Source organism: Gilvibacter sp. (assembly GCF_965601605.1).
Classification (GTDB): domain Bacteria; phylum Bacteroidota; class Bacteroidia; order Flavobacteriales; family Flavobacteriaceae; genus Gilvibacter.
On record NZ_CBFCWJ010000012.1, the window covers coordinates 173,795 to 195,469 of the forward strand.

The window sequence follows — 21,675 nt, forward strand, 5'->3', positions numbered from 1 at the left end:
TCTATGGCTGATGTTCGTCCTTTTGCCGCAGTAAGACCGGCACGCGAACTGGTCAGTATAATGGTCAGTAGGTCTTACGACACCTACCTGCCTAGCGAGCGCAACGCGCGTATGAAGGCCAATCCCTTCTCTTTTTTGCACATCATCAATCCCGGTTTTAAATACCAAAAGAAACTCTCCGGGAAAGAGCGTTTTGAGATGGTGCGCAATCGGTATTTGGAGTTTAAAGAAGAAGGCAATCTGATCCAAGATCCGCAAGCTTGCTATTATGTGTATCAGATTATTGATCGAGATGGACACACCTACCGTGGAATCATCGCTGCTGTCAGCACCGAAGATTACCAAAACAATATTGTCAAAAGACATGAGGATACTCTAGCACAGCGCGAGACCTTATTCACCCAATACCTACATACCGTAGGATTCAATGCAGAACCGGTCCTGCTCACCTATCCGGCCAATGATCCGCTAGAAGACATTATGCATGCCGTGGTTCAAGTGCGGGCCGAATATGAATTCACTACTACCTTTAGAGACACCCACTACCTCTGGCCCGTAAGTGATCCTGAGCTAGTGAAAGGCATTAAGGCTTGTTTTGCAGAAATGTCTCAGATCTACATTGCGGACGGACACCACCGCTGCGCGAGTTCAGTGCGCTTGGCAAAACAGATGGAAGGAAGTCCTTTAGGAGAAGGCAGGGATAGCTACAACTATTTTATGAGCTATTTGATCCCAGAGAGCGATCTGCGTATTGAAGCCTTTTATCGCATGATCAAGGATCTCAACGGGTTGAGCAAAGAGGCTTTACTCATAAAACTAGACGAATACTTCCGCATAGAAAATCGCGGGGTGAGTCCATACGAGCCGAGCAAGAAACATCACTTTGGGATGTATTTAGATGGCGAATATTATTCACTCTATTTGCGTAAATTCAAAGTGGAATTTAAAGATGCCTTGCAGGCCTTGGATTCTCAATTGCTATTGGATACTATTTTACAGCCAATTTTAGGGATCAAGGATCCAAGGACCGACAAACGTTTGGGCTACCACAGCGAGCGTGAAGGACAATTCAACATAAAAGACGCCGTGGACTCCGGGAAATACGCCTTAGGTTTTAGTATGGTCGCCGTTAATGTCGATGAACTCAAAGCCGTAGCAGATGAGCAATTGACTATGCCACCAAAGAGTACTTATATTCTGCCTAAATTACGATCGGGCATTACGGTTTACGAATTCTAAATGAGTATATCAGAAAACATAAAGCAATTCAAGGAAAAGCTCCCAGAGCAGGTCACGCTAGTTGCAGTATCTAAGACCAAACCTGTGGAAGATCTGCAGGAAGCCTATGATGCCGGGCAACGAATCTTTGGTGAGAACAAGATCCAGGAAATGGCCACAAAATGGGAGGAATTGCCCAAGGATATTCAGTGGCATATGATCGGGCATGTGCAGACCAACAAGGTCAAGTATATGGCGCCTTTTGTGAGTCTGATCCACGCTGTAGACAGTATCAAATTGCTTAAAGAGATCAATAAGCAGGCAAAAAAGCACGATCGGGTGATCAACTGTTTGATCCAACTCAAGATCGCTGAGGAGGATAGTAAATTCGGACTTCCTCCACAGGAACTATCAGAATTGATCGATCAGAAAAAATCATTAGCACTCGATAATGTTCAAATTGTAGGATTGATGGGAATGGCCACCTTTACCAACGATGAGCTACAATTGCAGCGCGAATTCAAAATCTTAAAAGAAAAGTACGACGCACACCAACAATCTGAATCTTGGAACGTTCTCTCCATGGGAATGAGTGGCGACTACCCTATTGCCATTGCAGCAGGGAGCACCATGGTTCGAGTGGGTAGTGCTATATTCGGTGCCCGCAATTATCATTAATGTACGCGATTTTAGACATAGAAACCACGGGCGGAAAATACAACGAAGAAGGTATTACCGAGATCGCTATCTATAAATTTGACGGCCATGAGGTGGTGGATCAGTTTATCAGCTTGGTGAATCCAGAGCGCAAGATCCAACCTTTTGTGGTCAACCTTACGGGTATTAATAACGAGATGCTCCGCAATGCGCCTAAATTCTATGAAGTTGCTAAGCGTATCATTGAGATCACGGAAGGCTGTATTTTAGTAGCTCACAACGCGCAGTTTGATACGCGTATCCTCAGAACAGAGTTTGATCGTTTGGGTTATGACTATCAGCGCGAGTCCCTTTGTACTGTGGAATTGTCCAAAAAACTGATCCCAGACATGCCTTCTTACAGTTTGGGGAAATTGGTGCGCTCTTTAGGGATTCCTTTAAGCGATAGGCACCGTGCGGCAGGTGATGCCAAGGCTACGGTGAGTCTTTTTAAACTCCTGCTCACCAAGGATCAGAAAAAAGAGATCATCAGTCAGACAGTGAGAATGGAAGCCAAACGGCAGTTGGAGCCCAAATTGCTCGATATGATCGAGGCTACTCCTTCTGTGACCGGGGTCTACTATATGCATCGGGAGGACGGAAGCATCATTTACATTGGAAAGAGTCGCAACATCAAAAAGCGGCTGAATCAGCATTTCACCTCAGACAACAGAAAATCCAAAAAGATCCAATTGGAAGTAGCGGCCGTTACTTACGAGGCAACAGGAAGTGATCTCATCGCCCAACTCAAAGAATCCGAAGAGATCAAACGCAACAAACCCGTTTACAACCGGGCTTTGCGCAAAACGATCTACAATTACCAATTAGGACTCACTAAAGATGAAGCGGGTTATTTGCAGTTCAAAATTGAAAAGACCAATTTGAACAAACCGGCCATAACCACCTTTACCAATTACCAACAAGCCAAGTCCCAACTTTTCAAAATTACCGAACAGCACCAATTGTGTCAGAAACATACAGGCCTCCACAAGACAGCAGGGCCCTGCTTCTTGCAAACCATAAAAGAGTGTTATGGGGCCTGCATAGGTGAAGAACCTGTAGCAGACTACAACGCTCGTGTAGAACGCTTTTTGGCGATGCACAGTTATGAAAATCAGAATATGGTGATCATTGACCACGGCCGTGAAGTTGATGAGCGGTCGGTAATTCTCATTGAAGAGGGAAGCTATAAAGGCTTTGGGTTTTTTAATCTGAATTATCAGATCAACAACTTGGAAATACTGCGTTCTATCATCTCTCCTATGGAGGACAATAGAGATGCCCAACACATCATCCACTCTTTTTTAAGACGCAAAAAAGTACTCAAAGTAATACCCCTAGAGCAACTACAAAACGGCTCTAATTTTAACTAGCTTAAATTTTCTTTTAAATTTACAGGGTGAAGGAGCTAAAACCCAACAAAAGTGGATCCTGGCGCAGCCGTATCCACGAGGTGATCTATGAGGCCGATACGCCGGCTGGAAAGACTTTTGACGTGATCTTATTGATCCTGATTGTACTGAGCATTGTCTTTGTCATGATGGAAAGCGTCGCCTCAATTGACGCCAAATACCACGACTTACTTTTAATTGGAGAATGGATATTGACCATTTTCTTTACCATTGAATACATATTGCGGATTGTCAGCATCAAGAAACCTTCCCATTATATTTTCAGTTTTTATGGGATTATTGATTTCTTGGCAACGATACCCTTGTATTTATCGCTTTTTTTGGGAGGAACCCAAGCCTTGGTAACCGTGCGCGCTTTGCGTTTGTTACGAATCTTTAGAATCCTCAAGGTGACCCGCTATGTGGGTGAATCCAACAAACTGGTTCGCGCCATAAAACACAGTTGGGCCAAGATCTCCATCTTTCTATTTGCAGTGTTGATCGTTTCTATCATTGCCGGGACCCTGATGTATTTTATAGAAGGCGAGGAAAGCGGTTTTAGAAACATTCCGATAAGCATCTACTGGTGTATCGTAACACTAACCACAGTAGGTTATGGCGATATTGCCCCGGTGACTCCTTTAGGCCAATTACTATCTGCTATCATTATGATCATGGGATACGGCATCATCGCAGTGCCTACCGGTATAATAAGTGCGGAATACGCCCGCAATACCAAGGTAGTCAACACCAACACACAAAGTTGTAGATATTGCGGAAAATCAGACCACAGAGATGGTGCAAAACACTGCTTTAACTGCGGAGAAGACCTTCACCCCAACGACAACTAATTGATGAACGATCAAAAGGTTTTACTCACTGTTGTAGGGCCCACAGCTATTGGTAAAACAGCTTTAGCCATTAAACTGGCCCAACACTTTAATACCCAGATCATTTCTGCGGATTCCCGACAGTTCTTTAAAGAAATGCGCATAGGGACTGCCGTGCCTACAGCTGAAGAACTGGCCGCAGCGCCGCATCACTTCATTCAGCATTTATCCGTAGAAGATCCCTACAGTGTAGGTGATTTTGAGCGCGATGCCCTAGCTCGCTTGGAGGAGCTTTACAAAGAACAGGATGTGGTGGTTATGGCAGGAGGCTCTGGACTTTATGTGGATGCGGTCACCCGAGGCCTGGATTCTTTCCCAGAAGTATCTGAAGGAGTTAGAGCAGCACTCACTGAGCAATTAGAACAAGAAGGTATAGCCAGCTTACAGGAAGAACTCTTGGCTAAGGATCCTGAATACTATGAGCAGGTTGACCTGCAGAATCCACACCGCTTAATCCGTGCTTTGGAAGTCATTAGAAGCAGTGGAAATACGTTTAGCAGCTATAGAAACCAAGCGCCAAAGTCGCGTGCTTTCCAAACCATTAAAATTGGACTCACCGCAGATAGAGCCGTGATCTACGATCGAATAAATCAACGCGTTGACCTTATGATGCAAGAAGGCCTCTTACACGAGGTAAAAGGCCTATTATCATATAAAGAGCTCAATGCGCTACAAACTGTGGGTTATCGCGAACTGATCGGTCATTTGGAAACGGATTTACCGTTGCAGGACGCAGTAGACGCCATCAAACAGAACACAAGACGCTTTGCCAAAAGGCAACTCACTTGGCTTAGAAAGGATCCGCAGATCCATTGGTTTGACTATCAAACTCCATCAGACACCATCATCGCCCAACTAGAGGCAAAATACGGTGTACTCTTAAAGCGGAATTAGTTTTCTACTTCGTCTTTGACCACCAAACGGAATCCTTCTCCGTGGATGTTCAAGATCTCAACTCCATCGTCCTTACTCAGGTACTTACGCAATTTGGCAATATATACATCCATAGAGCGAGAAGTAAAGTAATTGTCGTCTCTCCAGATCTTGGTAAGCGCCAATTCACGTGGCATTAGATCATTTTTGTGTAATGCTAGCAAACGCAAAAGATCATTCTCTTTTGGAGATAGTTTGCTCGGCTCTTCTTTGTTGTAAGACAAAAAGCGAAGTTTAGAATTCAAGTGGAATTTGCCGATCTGGAATTCAAACTGTTTGCTGTCTGACAAGGAATCTGTCGCTTTGCGTTGGATGATGGCTTTGATCTTCATCAAAAGCACCTCAGAATCAAAAGGCTTGTTCAAATAATCATCTGCTCCTACCTTATATCCTTTAAGTACATCTTCTTTTAAGGCCTTAGCCGTAAGGAAGATGATCGGCACATCCTTATTCTTCTCGCGAATCTCCTTGGCTAAGGTGAATCCGTCTTTATAAGGCATCATCACATCGAGGATACACAGGTCAAAATTGTCTTTTTTAAACTTTTCGAAGCCTTCCATACCGTTTTTAGCATGGGTGACATCGTATTCGTTCATGGCTAAATAGTCCTTCAGGACTGTTCCAAAATTCGGGTCGTCTTCGACCAATAAGATTTTTTTATTTTCCGTTTCCATAATTAAGAGATTAATTGAAATTTTATACTAAAGGTACTTCCCTTGCCGCGCTCACTATCCACGTATACGGACGCATGATGATCATCCAAAATACGTTTCACATAAGCCAATCCAAGACCGTGCCCTTTTACGTTATGAATGTTTCCGGTATGTTCCCGGTAGAATTTTTCAAAGATTTGTTTCTGTGCTGTTTTAGACATTCCGATACCTTGATCACTGATCTTTACAATGATGGAATTCTTAGCCAATTCCGTATAGATATCGATCTTAGGTGCCTCTTCTGAATACTTAATGGCGTTGTCCAGCATATTCACAAAGACGTTTGTCAAGTGAAACTCATTACCCAAAATGGAGGATTTCTGAGCGTCAAAATGTGTTTTGATATATCCACCTTTGTCTTCCACCATAAGTGAAACACTAGTAATGGCATCCTCTACAACGTCGTGGAGTTTGATGCGTTCCTTTTTGAGGTTGATGGATTTATTCTCCAATCGGGAGATACGCAGTACATTCTCTACTTGAGCGTGCATGCGTTTGTTCTCATCACGGATCATGCGCAGATAACGCTGTTTGAATTCATCGTCCTGAGCAACCTTAGGATTCTTAAGCGCATCTAACGCTAGGTTGATCGTTGCAATAGGCGTTTTGAATTCGTGGGTCATATTGTTGATGAAATCCGTTTTGATCTGTGAGATCTGTCTTTGACGGATCAACTGTGAAATGGCATACCAATAAGCCAAAATGATAATGGCCGTAAAAAGAATGGATAAAATAGAGATCCCCACAATGGAACTGAATAGCTCCTTACGGGTATTGCCAAAAGTCACAAAAAGCTGGTAGTTAAAATTATCATCCTGATCAATGAACATCGGAACCCCAAAGGTAGAAGGTGCGTTGATGTCAAAATCTCTGGAGCGTACCTTGGTTGCTAATTGATTGCTGTAAATGCCGTATTCATAGCTGGTGGTCAGGCCTTTTTTGCGCAGTTCTTTATCGATCATCTTTTCGATAAGTTCTGGGCTCACCCTTTGGTGAATTGGAATCTTTTCAGAGATCTTTAAGGCAACCGTCGAGAATATGGCGCGTTCCAGTTCGTCCATACGCTTATAGGTCTTGTTCTCTGATTTGATCGGAGCACCGCCATCAATACCTGGAGTTATGGTGGTAGTTACTTGCTCATTAACCAAACGTTTAAAGGCGATGGAATCCATCCCGATATCCAAGAAGCTCGGTGAAAGTTTATAATCGCGTTGGGTAATTCCATTACTGAAGATGAATACTTCGTTCTTGTCTTCATCCACACGACGGTAAACAATCTCGGTAATTTTGCTGGTGTCAGGTTCAACAAAATCCTGCTCTGTAGCTACAATAGCATCGTAGATCTGCTCTTGTTCAAACAACTGAATGTCCTGAGAAACCGCAATCATCACCTGACGAATGTCCTTGGTGAATTGTTCCTGCTTGGTTTGAAAGGAATTATTGATCCAATAAGCCTGCACGAAGATTATCCCCAACAGTGCAACGCTCATAAGTACAATGAGTATGACAAACAGTCTTTTGTTCATTGTTCAAAAGTACCTTTTTTAGCCCGCGGGCGGATTCCGTTTAACCAAATGTTAACAGAAATGTCCGTTCGTCTATTTTTTTAAGGAAATAAGCTGCTCGTGGAGAGAAATTACTTGCTTTCTAGTTGCCTCAAGATCAATGTTTTCAATAACATAGTCCGCAAGCGGAATTTTCTGCTCGTCAGGCCATTGGTGTTGCATGCGTGCACGTACTGCTTCTTCACTGGCTCCGTCTCTTGACATGACGCGTTTTAGTCGGATGGATTCTGGTGCAGTTACTAAAATGTTTGCATCAGAACGGGTATAACTGCCGTTCTCAAAAAGAATTGCGGCTTCTTTGATCACATAAGGGCTTTGCTGTGCCTGGGCCCATTGTTTGAAGTCTTTACCAACAGCTGGGTGAACCAAGGCATTCAGCGCTTCTAAAAGCTCAGCATCATTAAACACTTGACTCGCTATATAGGCTCTGTTGAGCCTGCCGTCTTCGGTATAGGCCTGATCGCCCAGAAGAGCCTTGATATTCGCAATAAGCTCTTGATCCTCAACCATTAAAGCTTTAGCGCGATCATCGGCAAAATAAATTGGAATGCCTAAGGCTTCAAAAAACCGAGCCACTGTGGTCTTTCCACTACCAATACCTCCTGTTAATCCAACGCTGATCATGATTACTGAATGGCTATGAATTCAACCTGATTCGGACTCAGGCTCAATCGACGGGCCCCTGCGGGAGCCTCGACGAGTTCTGGAACCAAAAAGTTCGCTCCTTCTTCTATTTTAGACAAGTCGCAAATGACTTTAAAATCACTGGCCTGTACGTTTTTATAATCGGAGAAGTTAATGGTGTATCTCACTGTAACTGCTGAGGGGAACAATTGTATTCCGCGCACCTCATCACTACCGATCAAGGTTATTGGTACAGTCACTTGATTTTCTATAAACTCTTGCACCTCCATGGAATAATTGACCTCACCAGGATCCACTTTTAGTTTGTCCACCGTGTCGGGCAACAAGATCTCTAAACTGCCAGAAATGGCCTCATCAACCTCATCAAAGCTAGCCGCTGCCGTTTCTAAAGCGGTGACTTGCTTCAAACTATTTTCAGGGCCAATGACCGTGACAGAATCAGGAGTTATACCAAGCGGCTCCGTATAGGAATAACCTTCTTTAAAGGTGTAAGAAATATTAGCAATAACCGGCACACGCTTCTGCCCTAAGGTTCGAATGGGCAGTTCTATATTGGATTTCTCCATTTGCAACTCTACTTGATGCTTGAGCTGTAGTGTGGCTAAATTTTCAAGGCCTTGTTTAGAAATCATCCAACGTGCGCTAGTATCTGGTTCTAATCTGGTAAGATCTAAAGTGATTTTAGGTTTGCTGAGCTTATAATATAAGAATTCAAACCCTGAAGCCTTTAACCGCAATGGAACGGAATTTACGCCATCCTCACTGATCACCGCATTTGCAGGAATGTTAGTATACTCCAATTGGGCATCCACATCCTGCTCATATTGTTTGGAGAACTTGGTCAGTACCCAAAACAAGGTGGCAAGAATAAGAAAAAACACAAAGGAATTAATGTTCCCTTTCCCAGATTTTCGCTTTTGTTTCTCTGCAGCGGTCATGGGTAGAAGTTACTTAAAAAAAAGATGCGGAAAAACGGCCTTAGGATCTTTCTTCAATAGACCTGTATACCAGTTGCTTTTCAAAAAAGCAGTTCCATAACTATAGAACTGAACCACAGTAGCCCACAATGCCATAAACCCGATCTTAAGGCTTTTAGTAGTCATTATAGCGTGTATGAGCAAAATCGAAAAGTAAAGACCGTAAAGCGTTAAAAACCACCAAACACCAACGATAGCAAAGACAATAGAAGCTACAAAACCTAAAACAAATAGGCTCGGAAACCAAAAGGTGATCTTTCTAGACTCCGGATGCCAACTATTGAGAATGGGCCTCACCAAGCCAAACTTAGTGACTTGTTGCTTGAACTTGGACCAAGAGATTCTTCTTTTGTGATAAACGGCTGCACCAGCAATGAAGCCGGTCTTGAATCCTGCTTTTTTAATACGCCAGGATAAATCAGGATCTTCTCCAGGATGAATTTTCCCAAAACCTTCTGTAGCTAAAAAAGTTTCTTTAGAAATCCCCATATTAAAGCTACGAGGTTCAAACTGTTGTACAGCTTTCTTGTTTCCGCGAATACCACCCGTAGTCAATAAACTGGTCATGCTGTAATTGATGGCTTTCTGCAGATCTGAAAATGATTCGTGCGCCGCATCAGCTCCTCCAAAGCAATCCAAGTAATTTTCGTTTAATGCCTTATCTACGACCGATAGATAATCCGCAGGCATAATCACATCAGAATCTAAAATGATAAAGTAATTCCCTTTAGCCTTATTCATTCCGTAGTTCCTAGAAGGACCTGGCCCGGAATTGTCTTTGTAGTGGTAACTGATATTTAGTCTATCTGCGTATAGAGCAACAACTTCCTTGCAATCTTGGCTAGAACCGTCTTCAATTATACACACCTCAAAAGGAATGTCGCTCTCAAAGGCAGTCATACTGGCCAAGAGCTCATCAACCTCATCCGGTCTGTTGTAAACGGGTATAATAAAGCTGTATTCCCTTTTCATAAAATAAGCGAAGTCATTTAGGCTTTCATATCTGAATTAAGCCTTCTTTAAATGCATAGTAAGCAAAGGTTGGAGAACAGGCAAAACTCAATTGCAAAAAAACAATTTTTTAACCATCGGGAAAAGTCTAAAAGACTCCAAAAACAAAAAAGCCACCCAATGGGTGGCTTTTACAAATTTCTTTGTTGTCCGAATCAGCTTATTGCTTGATCAAACGGTAAGAACCTACTTGCGCGTCTGAAGTAACGTTTACAACGTAAACACCTGCTTTCAAAGTAGCAACGTTGATTTCTTGAGAAAGTGCGTTAGGAGCAACCTCAAGAACCTTTTGACCTAGGATGTTGAAGAAAGTAACGTTTTGGATCTCGTTTTGAGCCTTTACAGTTACAACATCGTTAGCTGGGTTAGGATACATGCTGAAACCAGCGATCTGGTTGTCATCAGTGCTAAGTACAGCATCTAAAGAGAAGTTATCAATTCCTCCGTGCCATCCCCAAGCACCAGCAGCATCATCATAAGTCCAACGCAATTGGAAATCAGGGTTAGTGATACCAGTTGGGCTGAAAGACTCAGAAAGAATCTCTGGAAGATCTACATCATAAGTAGCAAGAACGTTCCATGCAGCACCATCATACCACTCTGTTACAAAAGTCTCACCAGAAGCAACTTCTTGGAAAGCAACGTCGTAAGCGATAGTGATATCTCCTGTAGTACCAGAAAGGTCATAAACAGCAGACATAAGAGTAGTGTTAGATGGATCAGCTCCATTTCCACAAGCATCATCATCAAAGTACATACCTGGAGATGCAAAGTCTGGTCCAGTTGGCAAGTCAGCACCGTTGAACCAGTCACAAGAACCAGTGTTGATTACGGTCATCCAATCAGCTGGTAATCCCGCATCAAAGTCTTCTGATGCAAACTGTGCATTCATTCCTAATGAGAATAATCCTGCACATAACAATAAAGTAATTTTTTTCATATCACATGATTTAGTTTAAACTTAAACTCAAAGTTACACTAATATTTAATATAACCAAATTCTATATGTAATTAGAAATATCTATTTATTCCTCCTTAATGAAGGCTTCCATAACCTCATTGCTTACCCCCGTATTGGAGAATCCACCGTCATTGTACAAGTTTTGGAGAGTAACACGTTTTGTAAGATCGCTAAAGAGAGAAACCGTATAGTTTGCGCAATCCATGGCCGTAGCATTCCCGAGCGGTGACATTTTCTCTGCATAAGCGATAAACCCATCAAAACCTTTTACCCCTTGACCCGCTGTAGTTGGCGTTGGAGATTGAGAAATTGTATTCACGCGAACTTTTTTGTCTTTTCCAAAGAAATAACCAAAACTGCGAGCAATAGACTCTAAATAAGCCTTGTTGTCCGCCATATCGTTATAATCCGGAAAAACGCGTTGAGCAGCCATATAACTCAAAGCAACAATACTCCCCCACTCGTTCATCGCGTCCTTTTTGTAGAGGGTTTGCATCACTTTGTGAAATGAAAGTGCCGAAACATCCCAACCTTTGTGGGTCCAATCGTATTTTTGATCCGTATAAGCTTTGCCTTTACGCACATTAACAGACATACCAATGGAATGTAAAACGAAGTCTATTTTTCCGCCTAAGGCTTCCATAGCGCCATCCACTAATTTTTCAAGATCCTCTAATGAGGTAGCATCTGCAGGAATAATCTGAGAATTGGTCTTTTCTGCTAGTTGATTAATCTGTCCCATACGCATTGCAATCGGTGCGTTGGTTAAAACAAATTGACCTCCTTCTTCATGAACGCGCTCTGCGGTTTTCCAAGCAATAGAGTTCTCGTCTAAAGCGCCAAAAATGATTCCTTTCTTTCCAGCTAATAAATTGTATGACATAGGTTGGTGTTTTATGCGGTCAAAAATAGTTAATTCAATAATTCTTTTGCGTGGTTTAATGCAGTTTCGGACAGTTGTTGTCCGCCAAGCATTTGCGCGATCTCCACAACGCGTTCTTCTGAAGACAATGCGCGCATTCGTGTAGCAGCTCCCTGTGCGGTATCTTCTTTGAATACTTTAAAATGATGATTGCCCTTGGCAGCCACTTGTGGCAAATGCGTTATACTGAGCAGTTGCATAGAACGGGACATTTGTCTCATTATATCTCCTATACGATTGGCCACTTCTCCAGAAACCCCTGTATCGATCTCATCAAAAATCAAGGTAGCTAAATTGGTGTGTTGTGCCATTAAGGCCTTCAAGGCTAACATCACTCGTGAAAGCTCTCCTCCTGAGGCCACTTTTTGCAAAGGTCCAGGAGTGACACCTTTGTTAGCGCTAAAAAGAAACTCCAAAGTCTCTTGGCCGTAAGGGTTAGCCTCACTATTATTTTGTTGTATCACAAACTGCGCTGCTGGTAATTCCAACATTCGCAACTGAGCATTTATGGTCTCACACAACTGCGGAATGACTGCAGCACGTGCCGACTGAAGCTCTCGGGCTAAGGATTCCATTTTTTGTTCTGCCTTTACAAGCGCTTGCTCAGCAGCCAGAAGTTGTTCCGATTGGTCTTCTACCATGACTACAAGTTTCTCCAAGGCATCGCGTTTAGCGATGAGTTCTTCTAAAGAGCTGGCTGCGTGCTTGCGTTTTAAGTCGTATAAACTCCGCGTGAGCTCTTCCAAACTCGCCAAGCGGTCCGGATCACTTTCTATCTGCTCTTGTTGCTCAAAGAGCTGAGATTCTAGATCTGTCAACTCAATGTGTATGGATTGCATGCGTTCAGAAAGCTCCTTGAACAATGGCGAAATACGCGCCAATTGCCCGAGTTGCTGATTGGCATGCCCCAACTGTTCTGAAGCTCCTACTTGTTCCGCACTCAATTGTTGCATCACCTCAGCCAGCAGATCTTGAATGCGCTCTACATTAGAGAGGGTTTCATATTCCTCATCAATTGCTGCCTCGTCCAGCTTGTCTAATTGAAGTTCGTGGAGTTCTGTCCACAGGAATTTGTTGTAGTCAAACTCTTTGTTAGCCGAGGCCTGAGTTTCTTTTAATGAAGCCAAGTCTTTCTGGGCTTGTTTGTATTGTCTAAAGGCTTCGCGGTAGTCCGACAGTAAGTTTTTATTATCGGCGATGAGATCCACCAAATTAAACTTGAAGGCCGTGGTATTAACCTCCAGTTGCTGACCTTGACTGTGAATGTCGATCAACTGTTCACCCAGAATGCTGAGGACACTTAAATTGACCGGAGTATCGTTGACAAAAGCTCTTGATTTTCCCGAGGGCAGCAACTCGCGTCTTATAATGGTGTGCAGGTCAAAATCCAGATCGTTTTCTTTAAAGAACTCTTGGAGTTTAAACTTGCTCAAATCAAAATGTCCTTCAATGACACTTTTAGTGGTCTTGTCCTTAATACTGTCCAGATCGGCGCGCTGTCCTAAAAGCAAGCCTAATGCTCCAAGCACAATGGATTTACCCGCACCAGTTTCTCCAGTGATCACTGTAAAACCAGGGCCAAAATCAACCGCTAAATGGTCAATCAAGGCATAATTCTTTATGGAAAGGGATTTAATCAAGCCTTCGGAATGTAATCGAAATCAGAAAAATAAAGATAAGAAAGACTCCGCTTAAAAAAAGAAATTAAAGCGTTTAATATCGGATATCTTCCCAGCTGGCTCTTTTGGTAGGCGCCATGCGATTCAAGTCTTCAATCAACTTAGCGATATCCACCTGAGGACCTCCGCTAAAAACGCGACTGATCTCATTCTCCTTAGCGTCAAAAAAGGTGCGCAACAAAAATGAATTTGGACGTCTGTCGTTGATCATTCGCAGGCGACTCAAACTAGTAGACATGATCTGTTTAGCCTCTTTAGGGTTCTCATGCATGATGTCCAAACCTAAACGGTGGTAGTCATACATCACGTTGTGAAACTCACTAAACACATTAGACAATAAGGCGTCGTTATAACGGAAACGCGACTGCGCTCCATCTGTCGCTTTCCAACCTAAGAAGTTGCTGGAAGCCGCGGTGTTCACGATCTGCTTAGCCACCTGAAAGTAAGGATCTCCTCCGTTGCGACTGAAGGTATCTGCATCCAACCCAATTACCGTGTATACATGAAAAGCAATCACCGAGATCAAATTGGAATCAAAACTGTTCGGGTTGAAATTCAAGGGTTGAAACTCGCGATAGGTAAAGGAAAACTGCTTGTCGTTGTAGTTGTAAACCGGTGAATTGTATGAGGAGCCATACGCTGGACGAGATGATTGTACCTGCAAAGTTGCCGTAAAGTCATCGCCATCGTAGTCAGTCACAATGATTACCAGGTTCATATCAATGCGTTCCTGAGTGGTCATCTTCATATTGGTCCACTGGTATTCATTGACAAATTCTTCGATCTGATTCTTTAGGGTTCTAAAGATCTGTAAATCGGCTCTGGCGGTCTGTTCCGCATTAACCGTTACGGTACAACGGATCTCTTGAGCAGAAGCGCTCAAACCGACTAAAACACACATTAAAACTAGTAATCTTCTCATTGCTGCCCTATAATGTAATCCAAGATGTCTACAGCCACAGCTGCCTTATCTTTTAGTTCAAACGGTAAAACACTACCATTCTTATCTATGAAGGTAACTTTATTGGTTTTTGATTTAAAACCGGCCCCTTCGTCTCTGAGCGAATTTAGTATAATTAAATCTAAATTCTTTTTCTCGAGCTTCTTTTTTGCGTTAGCCAATTCATTCTGAGTCTCCAAGGCGAAACCGACCAAAAACTGCTGTTGTTTCTCAGCTCCGGCCCATCCCAGAATATCTTGAGTCTTTTCCAGTTGTATGTTTAAGGAATCTCCCGTCTTCTTGATCTTTTCCTTAGCAGGGGCTACTGGCCTATAGTCTGCTACCGCCGCAGCGAAAACACCGATATCCGCGGCTGCATAATGTGCCTGAACAGCCTCCAGCATTTCTTGCGCAGAGGTCACACGGATCAATTCCACAGAAGTGTGTTCCAATTGCAAATGAGACGGACCACTAACCAAGGTCACCTGGGCTCCTAGGTCTGCAGCTCTTTCTGCGATCTTGTAGCCCATCAAGCCGCTGGAGTGGTTTCCAACAAAACGCACGGGATCAATGGCTTCATAAGTAGGGCCAGCAGTAATCAAAACCTTCTTGCCACGCAACGGAAGCCCTTCAGCAATGTGTTGTTCTAAGAAATGAAGAATCTCCTCAGGCTCGGCCATACGACCCTGCCCAACTAGGCCACTGGCCAATTCGCCATGTGCTGCAGGGATTTGTATGTTCCCGAATTGCTCCAGTTTTTGAAAAGTTTCTGCTGTAGAAGGATGCTTATACATATCCAGATCCATAGCAGGTGCATACAGCACTGGACATTTGGCAGAGAGATAAACCGCCAATAAGAGGTTGTCACAAACTCCTGTAGCCATTTTAGCTAAAGTATTTGCGGTTGCCGGAGCGATCAGTAGATAGTCGGCCCAAAGTCCGAGTTCCACGTGATTGTTCCAACGAGCATTCTCATCCTCCTCATCGGTAAAGGAAGAATAAACTTCGTTTTTAGAGAGTGTAGAAAGGGTAAGCGGAGTGACAAATTCTTTGGAGGACGGGGTCATTACCACCCGAACCTCAGCTCCTGCTTTGACCAAAAGTCGCACCAACCAGGCTGTTTTATAGGCGGCAATACCGGCGGTTACCCCCAGTAATATGCGCTTTCCTTTTAAAACAGACATGGCGGAACTAATTAGGCCTCGTCTTCCTGAGTGTTGCGGTGGTAGATCTTATCTTCCAACCACTCTTGCACGGCTAAAGCGTGTGGCTTCGGAAGCTTTTCGTAGAACTTAGATACTTCGATCTGCTCTTTATTCTCAAAGATCTCTTCTAAAGAATCGTTGTAGGTCGCGAACTCATCCAGCTTCTCCAACAACTCTTTTTTGATCTCTGCATTGATCTGCGTAGCACGCTTTGAAATAATAGAGATCGCCTCGTAAATGTTGTCAGTTGGAGCATCTACCAAGTTCTTATCAATAGTAGTCGTGTTGATAGGTGCGTCCAATTTCTTTAAATTCATCATATCTGCTAACCTTAAGATTTTGTTTCAGTGTTCAAGGATTCCATGCGCGCTTCAATGTCTTGATTGATCTCATCGGCAGCTTCTCGGTATTCGGAATCCGAAAAATACTTCATAAAGCTGTCGTAATATTCCTTGGCCGCTGCTAAACGTTCTGGCACTAAGGTCTCAAAACTATTGATCGCAAGTTTGTATTCTGACTCGAGTCGCATAAAGAACGCTTCTGCTCTGTATTCGCTTCCCGGGAAGTCAGTGGCGAAGTTGTCATAAGCCTCAATGGCTGATTTGTAATCTTCGCGGTGATAGTATGATTTAGCGATGCGAATCGCTTTGTATTCTAACTTAGAGTTGAGCTCGTCTACCAAGCCGTTGGCCTCTTGCAAGTAATCGGACTCTGGAAATTGGTCGATAAATCCTTGCAACTTCTCTAAGGCTGTGTAGGTGTCTTCTTGGTCTAAAGAATAACGCGGCGATAGCTCGTAATAACTCTTTGCACCTTTGTAGGCGGCCTCTTGTACGCGGTCACTGCTCGGATAAGAACGCACAAAACGCTCAAACTGATAGCCGGATAAATAGAAATCTCCCAACTGGTAATAGGTATCAGCATAGAAGAACATCAAACGTTCTGCTTGTGGCTTTCCACGGTAAGCCGGAACGATCTCCTCCATAAGTTTTAAAGCCTTGCGATACTTCCCTACTTGATACAAGGAATCTGCAAAACGATACTTAGCAGCTACGTCGTCTGATTTATACACTTTTTGGAACGGAGAACAAGCCCCTACCAAAAGAAGCGCCCCAAGGGCTAAAAGGTAATATTTGTTTTTGTTTAAAAACATCCTGCAAAATTAGTTAATTCTTCGAGAATTCAAAACACTTCTCTGCACGAAGCTAAAACACTCCAGCCCTTGTGCCATGCGGATTGTGAAAAGTTTAACTCGGTTCTAAAATTCCCTTAAAAATTCGCCGATACGCGCTTTGAGTCCAGTGCTGGCTTCTACCAATGGCAATCGGACGTTTGCGCTGCAAATATTTCGATGCTCTAAAAGGGCTTTGACCCCAGCAGGATTGCCCTCTTCAAAGATCATATCAATCACAGGCATAAGCTGATATTGCAAAGCTCTGGCTTGATCGTTATGTCCTGCTCTGGCCAAACGCACCATAGCAGAAAACTCCGCCGGCATACCTTCACCAATCACAGAAATCACTCCTGCACCTCCGGCAAGTACCATTGGCAAAGTGATCATATCATCTCCAGAAATGACCAAAAAGTCTTCCGGAAGCTGTCTGATGAGCTCCATAGCTTGAACCATATCGCCAGCAGCCTCTTTTATGGCAACCACATGGTCAAAGTCCGCAGCCAATCGAGCCACGGTCTCTGGAGCCATATTGGAAGAGGTTCTCCCAGGCACATTATACAGAATGATGGGTTTGTCCGTAGCCGTAGCAACAGCTTTGAAATGTTGATAGATACCTTCTTGCGTAGGCTTGTTGTAGTATGGCGATACAGAAAGTACAGCCGTATAATTGCTGAGGTCCGTAGTCTTAAGTTCTTCAACCACGGCAGCCGTATTGTTCCCTCCAATACCGAGCACTTCTGGAACACGCCCTTTATTGGCAGCAGTAATACAAGCTTTAACCGCCGATTTCTCCGCAGCAGTTAAGGTGGCTGATTCCGCAGTCGTACCCAGCACGACCAAATAATCCACACCATTTTCAATATTAAAATCCACCAAAGCGGTCAGCGCATTGAGATCTGGATTTCCTTGGGCATCAAAAGGAGTGATCAAGGCCACTCCGGTTCCAATTAATTCTTGCATAATTCTAAAGGCCTTATCGGCACAGTTTCAAAAGGGTAAGGTATTTTATCAATTCAAATTCAAAAGCATCCCAGTCGTTCTTTGGGGTTGCTATAGTTAGGTCAAAGAGTTCTTCATGGCTGCCCATGGGCCCCACGCGAAACCCATTCGGTTTACTTGCAATCAGATTATCCAAAAGCGCATTAGGTTCCCAATAATAGCCGATGATCAAATCAAAGTTCTTTTGAGCAAAGGTTGTGGCATCGTCGTGCTGCAACTTCCCTTGCCAGCCAAAATGCTTTTTACACCATTGATCAGGCTGCAATTGATCGGGTTTAAGTCCGGTGACAAATTCACGATAATAAACAGCCTCCTGCTTTATTCCAAGCCTTTCAGCGAGCTTCATTACTGCGGATCTAACCTCGGGCGAATCCCCTTGAGTAAGCACCAATAGCGAATTCACAGCAGTTTTGGGTAATTCACGCTGCTGAGCAGCAATACTTTTTCGCAATTGCTTGAGGACACTTTTATGTTTTAACGCTCCAATCATCGCTTATTGCCCTAGCTTCGCCAAAAATTCATCTTCAGTAATCAGAGCTACGCCCAAAGATTCTGCCTTGGTGCGCTTGCTCGGCCCCATTTTATCTCCAGCCACAACATAAGTGGTCTTGGACGAGATAGAACTGGAAACCTTTCCGCCGTTATCTTCAATGAGCTTTTTAAGTTCCGTACGTGAAACGCGATGAAACACGCCACTCACTACCACGACATCTCCCTTCAAGGTATCGGTCTGATTGGCCAATACTTCTTCAGAGAGTTGTAATTGTACACCAGCTGCTTGCAATCGGCTTACCAGCTGCTGATGTTTCTCTTCCATAAACCACTGGACCACACTTTGCGCTATCGCTGAACCGATCTCATCCACACCAATCAAATCATCTTCTGAAGCTTGTGAAAGCGCCTCAATCGATTTGTAATGACGTGCTAATTTTTTAGCTACCGTCTCGCCAACGTATCGGATCCCTAAAGCAAATAAAACGCGCTCAAAAGGAATCTCCCGACTCTTAGCCACTCCTTCAACCAAATTCTCTGCACTCTTTTGAGCCATACGCTCTAAAGGCAAAAGTTGATCCACGCGCAATTCATATAGATCAGCGTAGTTGGTAATCAAACCTTCTTTGACCAAAAGCGCCACAGTCTCTCCACCAAGCCCTTCAATATCCATGGCCTTTCTGGAGATATAGTGCTGTATCCTCCCTACGATCTGCGGGAAGCAACCTGTTTCATTCGGGCAATAGTGCAAGGCTTCATCAGCCGCGCGCACCAATTCCGTTTGACATTCGGGACAATGGGTGATGTATTTTGTTGGCTGAGAATCTGCAGGACGCTGACTCAGATCCACTCCAACGATCTTTGGAATGATCTCCCCGCCTTTCTCCACATAGACGGTATCACCCTCACGAATATCCAACTTCGCAATCTGATCGGCATTGTGCAAAGACGCTCTTTTTACAATAGTTCCAGCTAATGATACAGGTTCCAAATTCGCTACGGGCGTTATAGCACCGGTTCGTCCCACTTGATAGGTTATGGTGTGTAGTACCGCGGAGGCCTGCTCTGCCTGGAATTTATAAGCCATGGCCCAACGCGGTGCTTTGGCAGTAAATCCAAGCTCTTCTTGTTGACGCAGGTTGTTGACTTTGATAACCACACCATCGGTTTCATAAGGAAGCTCGTGACGAGCCACATCCCAATGATTGATATATTCCAAAACCTCATCAATGCTTTTAGCCAAGACGGCGTGCTTGGGCACTTTGAATCCCCAGGAAGCGGCTTTCTCTAAACTTTCAAATTGAGTGGTAAGACCTAGATTGTTACCTACCACACTGTAAAGCAAACACTCTAATGGACGCTTAGCAACTTCTGAGCTGTCTTGTAACTTCAAACTCCCGCTGGCGGTATTTCTGGGATTGCGATAAGGTTCCTCGCCCGCAGCCACACGCGCAGCATTCATGGCTTCAAAACCCGCAAAAGGCAAAACGATCTCTCCACGAATATCAAAGCGCGAAGGGAAATCTCCTTTTAGTTGTAAGGGTACTGACTTAATGGTTCTAATGTTGGTGGTAACCTCATCTCCTTGAACACCATCACCGCGAGTCACGGCCTTCTCTAACTGTCCGTCTTGGTATGTGAGGCTCATGGAAGCGCCGTCGTACTTCAATTCACAGGTATACTCCACAGGACCATCTACAGCCTTTTTGATGCGCTTTTCCCAATCCAATAGATCTTCTTTTGAATAGGAATTGTCCAAGGAATACATGCGGTGTTCATGTACCAAAGTGTTGAAATTCTTGGTGACTTGTCCACCAACACGCAAGGTTGGAGAATTGGGATCGTGAAACTCTGGATGCGCAGCTTCTAACTCTTGAAGTTGCTTTAATTTGGTGTCAAATTCAAAATCAGAAATTACAGGAGCGTCCAACACATAGTAGTTGTAATTGTGTTGTCTGAGTTCTTCTCGTAAGCTTTGGATCTGCTGCTCGATTTCCATGGAGTTCTGCTTTCTCCAAAAATAATAAAGCTCTGCGGTTTTCGCCTAGTGAAAAGGAGGCTAAATTTGGGAGTTTTGCAGTATTTATCAACGGTAATAAAAGAACACAGAAAGGGCCTTTAAAAGAGTAGTTCCAAAGATAACTAACGCAAAAATCATGGTGATAACTCCTTAACCGCGAGGATAGCCGCGAGGCTGAATACGGAAAGAAGACTACTGCTTAAAAAGGCCCTTTCAAAGTCAAGTTCACAAATACATTCTACTCCATGTCTCCTGCGCTGAGTTCATCCAACCAATAAAAGCTGAACTCGGCATTAATATTTGTGAATTGATGGCTATATAAAGATCGTATGTAGTGTTTCTAAATTGTCGGTTTAAAAAAAGTGAGACTAGCCACAACCGTTGACTCCAAAATATGAATTGCTTTAAAATTCCTAATCCTTAACGCGCATCAACATCTCTTGGAAATTGTGGCCGTCCCACAACCAAACAATATTTATAAAGACTTGTCGTCTTTAAATGCGAAACTTAAAATCACACCCCTGTGATTTGTTTACGATCCAAATGTATTCGGACGGCTGATGAAATAAGCATAAAAATACAAAAAAAGTCGGACTTTGTATTTAGTCGATAAAATATTACACTTTAACGACTAGGTTCGGTCTTGAGTCAACCATTTTGGAACATTTTTAGGCACAAAGCTGCGCATCTTTTCCAAAAGCTTGGTTGGGTCAGTGTCCACCAAAAGGATCTCAAAGTTGTCCATTTTGAGAAACCCCTTGCGCACCATTCCTTCGAGAAGATTAATTAAAGGATCATAAAACCCATTGACGTTTAAGAGACCTACGGGTTTTTGATGCAAACCTAACTGCGACCAGGTGATGATCTCAAAGAGTTCTTCTAAGGTTCCGAACCCTCCGGGTAAGGCGATAAAACCATCACTGCGTTCACTCATGATGAGCTTTCGCTGGTGCATATTTTCTGTAGTAATAAGCTCCGAAAGTCCAAGGTGAACCACTTCCTTGCGTTTGAGAAATTCTGGAATAACCCCAGTAACACGACCTCCCTGATCCAAAACTGCTTTGGCTATTTCTCCCATGACACCGATCTTGGCAGCGCCATAGACCAACTCAATTTGTTGAGCTACCAGGAGCTGTCCCAACTTCTGAGCCGCGTCAGTGATGGCCATATCGTTTCCGCTACTGCTTCCGCAGAACACTGCAATTCTATCCAAGGCTATCTCTTTTGACATTTGAGCATCCGAT

21 protein-coding genes are annotated in these 21,675 nt (G+C 43.6%); 5 read left to right on the top strand and 16 right to left on the bottom strand.

What is annotated here, in order from left to right:
- Window positions 1-3 precede the first annotated feature (3 nt).
- Genes ACSLP7_RS03315 through miaA form a run of 5 tightly spaced genes read left to right on the top strand, consistent with a single transcriptional unit; the run spans window position 4 to window position 5,089 of the window.
- On the top strand, window positions 4-1,239 hold the full coding sequence (locus tag ACSLP7_RS03315; protein ID WP_435577996.1) for a DUF1015 domain-containing protein: 1,236 nt from the start codon (window positions 4-6) through the stop codon (window positions 1,237-1,239).
- Window positions 1,240-1,896: a YggS family pyridoxal phosphate-dependent enzyme gene (locus ACSLP7_RS03320; RefSeq protein ID WP_435577997.1), complete on the top strand. Its 657-nt coding sequence runs from the start codon at window positions 1,240-1,242 to the stop codon at window positions 1,894-1,896.
- On the top strand, window positions 1,896-3,287 hold the full coding sequence (locus ACSLP7_RS03325; RefSeq protein ID WP_435577998.1) for an exonuclease domain-containing protein: 1,392 nt from the start codon (window positions 1,896-1,898) through the stop codon (window positions 3,285-3,287). The genes ACSLP7_RS03320 and ACSLP7_RS03325 overlap by 1 nt, the downstream gene beginning before the upstream one ends.
- Before the next feature lie 26 nt (window positions 3,288-3,313).
- Complete coding sequence (locus ACSLP7_RS03330) at window positions 3,314-4,156, top strand: ion transporter (protein ID WP_435577999.1); 843 nt, start codon at window positions 3,314-3,316, stop codon at window positions 4,154-4,156.
- Between the two features lie 3 nt (window positions 4,157-4,159).
- Window positions 4,160-5,089 (top strand): tRNA (adenosine(37)-N6)-dimethylallyltransferase MiaA, encoded by a 930-nt coding sequence (gene miaA, locus ACSLP7_RS03335; protein WP_435578000.1) that lies wholly within the window; start codon window positions 4,160-4,162, stop codon window positions 5,087-5,089.
- Here the strand turns inward: miaA and ACSLP7_RS03340 are convergent.
- The 16 genes from ACSLP7_RS03340 to ACSLP7_RS03415 form a co-directional block, all read right to left on the bottom strand.
- Window positions 5,086-5,802, bottom strand: coding sequence for a response regulator transcription factor (locus ACSLP7_RS03340; RefSeq protein ID WP_087524925.1), 717 nt, complete (start codon window positions 5,800-5,802; stop codon window positions 5,086-5,088). The two genes, miaA and ACSLP7_RS03340, sit on opposite strands and share 4 nt — an antisense overlap.
- A gap of 2 nt (window positions 5,803-5,804) precedes the next feature.
- Window positions 5,805-7,367, bottom strand: a complete 1,563-nt coding sequence (locus ACSLP7_RS03345; RefSeq protein WP_435578001.1) for a sensor histidine kinase — start codon at window positions 7,365-7,367, stop codon at window positions 5,805-5,807.
- Between the two features lie 72 nt (window positions 7,368-7,439).
- Window positions 7,440-8,030 (bottom strand): dephospho-CoA kinase, encoded by a 591-nt coding sequence (gene coaE, locus ACSLP7_RS03350; RefSeq protein ID WP_435578002.1) that lies wholly within the window; start codon window positions 8,028-8,030, stop codon window positions 7,440-7,442.
- A 2-nt stretch (window positions 8,031-8,032) separates the two neighbouring features.
- Window positions 8,033-8,989, bottom strand: coding sequence for a CdaR family protein (locus tag ACSLP7_RS03355; protein ID WP_435578003.1), 957 nt, complete (start codon window positions 8,987-8,989; stop codon window positions 8,033-8,035).
- 9 nt (window positions 8,990-8,998) lie between these two features.
- Entirely contained in the window at window positions 8,999-10,000 is a 1,002-nt protein-coding gene (locus ACSLP7_RS03360; protein WP_435578004.1) for a glycosyltransferase, read from the bottom strand.
- A 199-nt stretch (window positions 10,001-10,199) separates the two neighbouring features.
- Window positions 10,200-10,979, bottom strand: a complete 780-nt coding sequence (locus tag ACSLP7_RS03365) for a T9SS type A sorting domain-containing protein (RefSeq protein ID WP_435578005.1) — start codon at window positions 10,977-10,979, stop codon at window positions 10,200-10,202.
- Window positions 10,980-11,064: 85 nt separating this feature from the next.
- Complete coding sequence (locus ACSLP7_RS03370) at window positions 11,065-11,883, bottom strand: enoyl-ACP reductase FabI (protein ID WP_435578006.1); 819 nt, start codon at window positions 11,881-11,883, stop codon at window positions 11,065-11,067.
- 29 nt (window positions 11,884-11,912) lie between these two features.
- Complete coding sequence (gene recN / locus ACSLP7_RS03375; protein ID WP_435578007.1) at window positions 11,913-13,562, bottom strand: DNA repair protein RecN; 1,650 nt, start codon at window positions 13,560-13,562, stop codon at window positions 11,913-11,915.
- Window positions 13,563-13,635: 73 nt separating this feature from the next.
- Window positions 13,636-14,523: a DUF4835 family protein gene (locus ACSLP7_RS03380; protein WP_435578008.1), complete on the bottom strand. Its 888-nt coding sequence runs from the start codon at window positions 14,521-14,523 to the stop codon at window positions 13,636-13,638.
- On the bottom strand, window positions 14,520-15,725 hold the full coding sequence (coaBC, locus tag ACSLP7_RS03385; RefSeq protein ID WP_435578009.1) for a bifunctional phosphopantothenoylcysteine decarboxylase/phosphopantothenate--cysteine ligase CoaBC: 1,206 nt from the start codon (window positions 15,723-15,725) through the stop codon (window positions 14,520-14,522). Before coaBC ends, ACSLP7_RS03380 begins: the two co-directional genes overlap by 4 nt.
- Window positions 15,726-15,736: 11 nt before the next feature.
- Complete coding sequence (locus tag ACSLP7_RS03390; RefSeq protein ID WP_435578016.1) at window positions 15,737-16,063, bottom strand: DNA-directed RNA polymerase subunit omega; 327 nt, start codon at window positions 16,061-16,063, stop codon at window positions 15,737-15,739.
- A gap of 14 nt (window positions 16,064-16,077) precedes the next feature.
- A complete protein-coding gene (locus ACSLP7_RS03395; protein WP_435578010.1) occupies window positions 16,078-16,899 on the bottom strand; it encodes an outer membrane protein assembly factor BamD in 822 nt (273 codons plus the stop codon).
- Window positions 16,900-17,004: 105 nt separating this feature from the next.
- Window positions 17,005-17,880, bottom strand: coding sequence for a 4-hydroxy-tetrahydrodipicolinate synthase (dapA, locus tag ACSLP7_RS03400; protein ID WP_435578011.1), 876 nt, complete (start codon window positions 17,878-17,880; stop codon window positions 17,005-17,007).
- Window positions 17,881-17,893: 13 nt separating this feature from the next.
- Window positions 17,894-18,409 (bottom strand): DUF6913 domain-containing protein, encoded by a 516-nt coding sequence (locus tag ACSLP7_RS03405; RefSeq protein WP_435578012.1) that lies wholly within the window; start codon window positions 18,407-18,409, stop codon window positions 17,894-17,896.
- Between the two features lie 3 nt (window positions 18,410-18,412).
- Complete coding sequence (gene ligA / locus ACSLP7_RS03410; protein WP_435578013.1) at window positions 18,413-20,410, bottom strand: NAD-dependent DNA ligase LigA; 1,998 nt, start codon at window positions 20,408-20,410, stop codon at window positions 18,413-18,415.
- A gap of 652 nt (window positions 20,411-21,062) precedes the next feature.
- Window positions 21,063-21,662: a TIGR00730 family Rossman fold protein gene (locus tag ACSLP7_RS03415; protein ID WP_435578017.1), complete on the bottom strand. Its 600-nt coding sequence runs from the start codon at window positions 21,660-21,662 to the stop codon at window positions 21,063-21,065.
- Window positions 21,663-21,675: the final 13 nt, after the last annotated feature.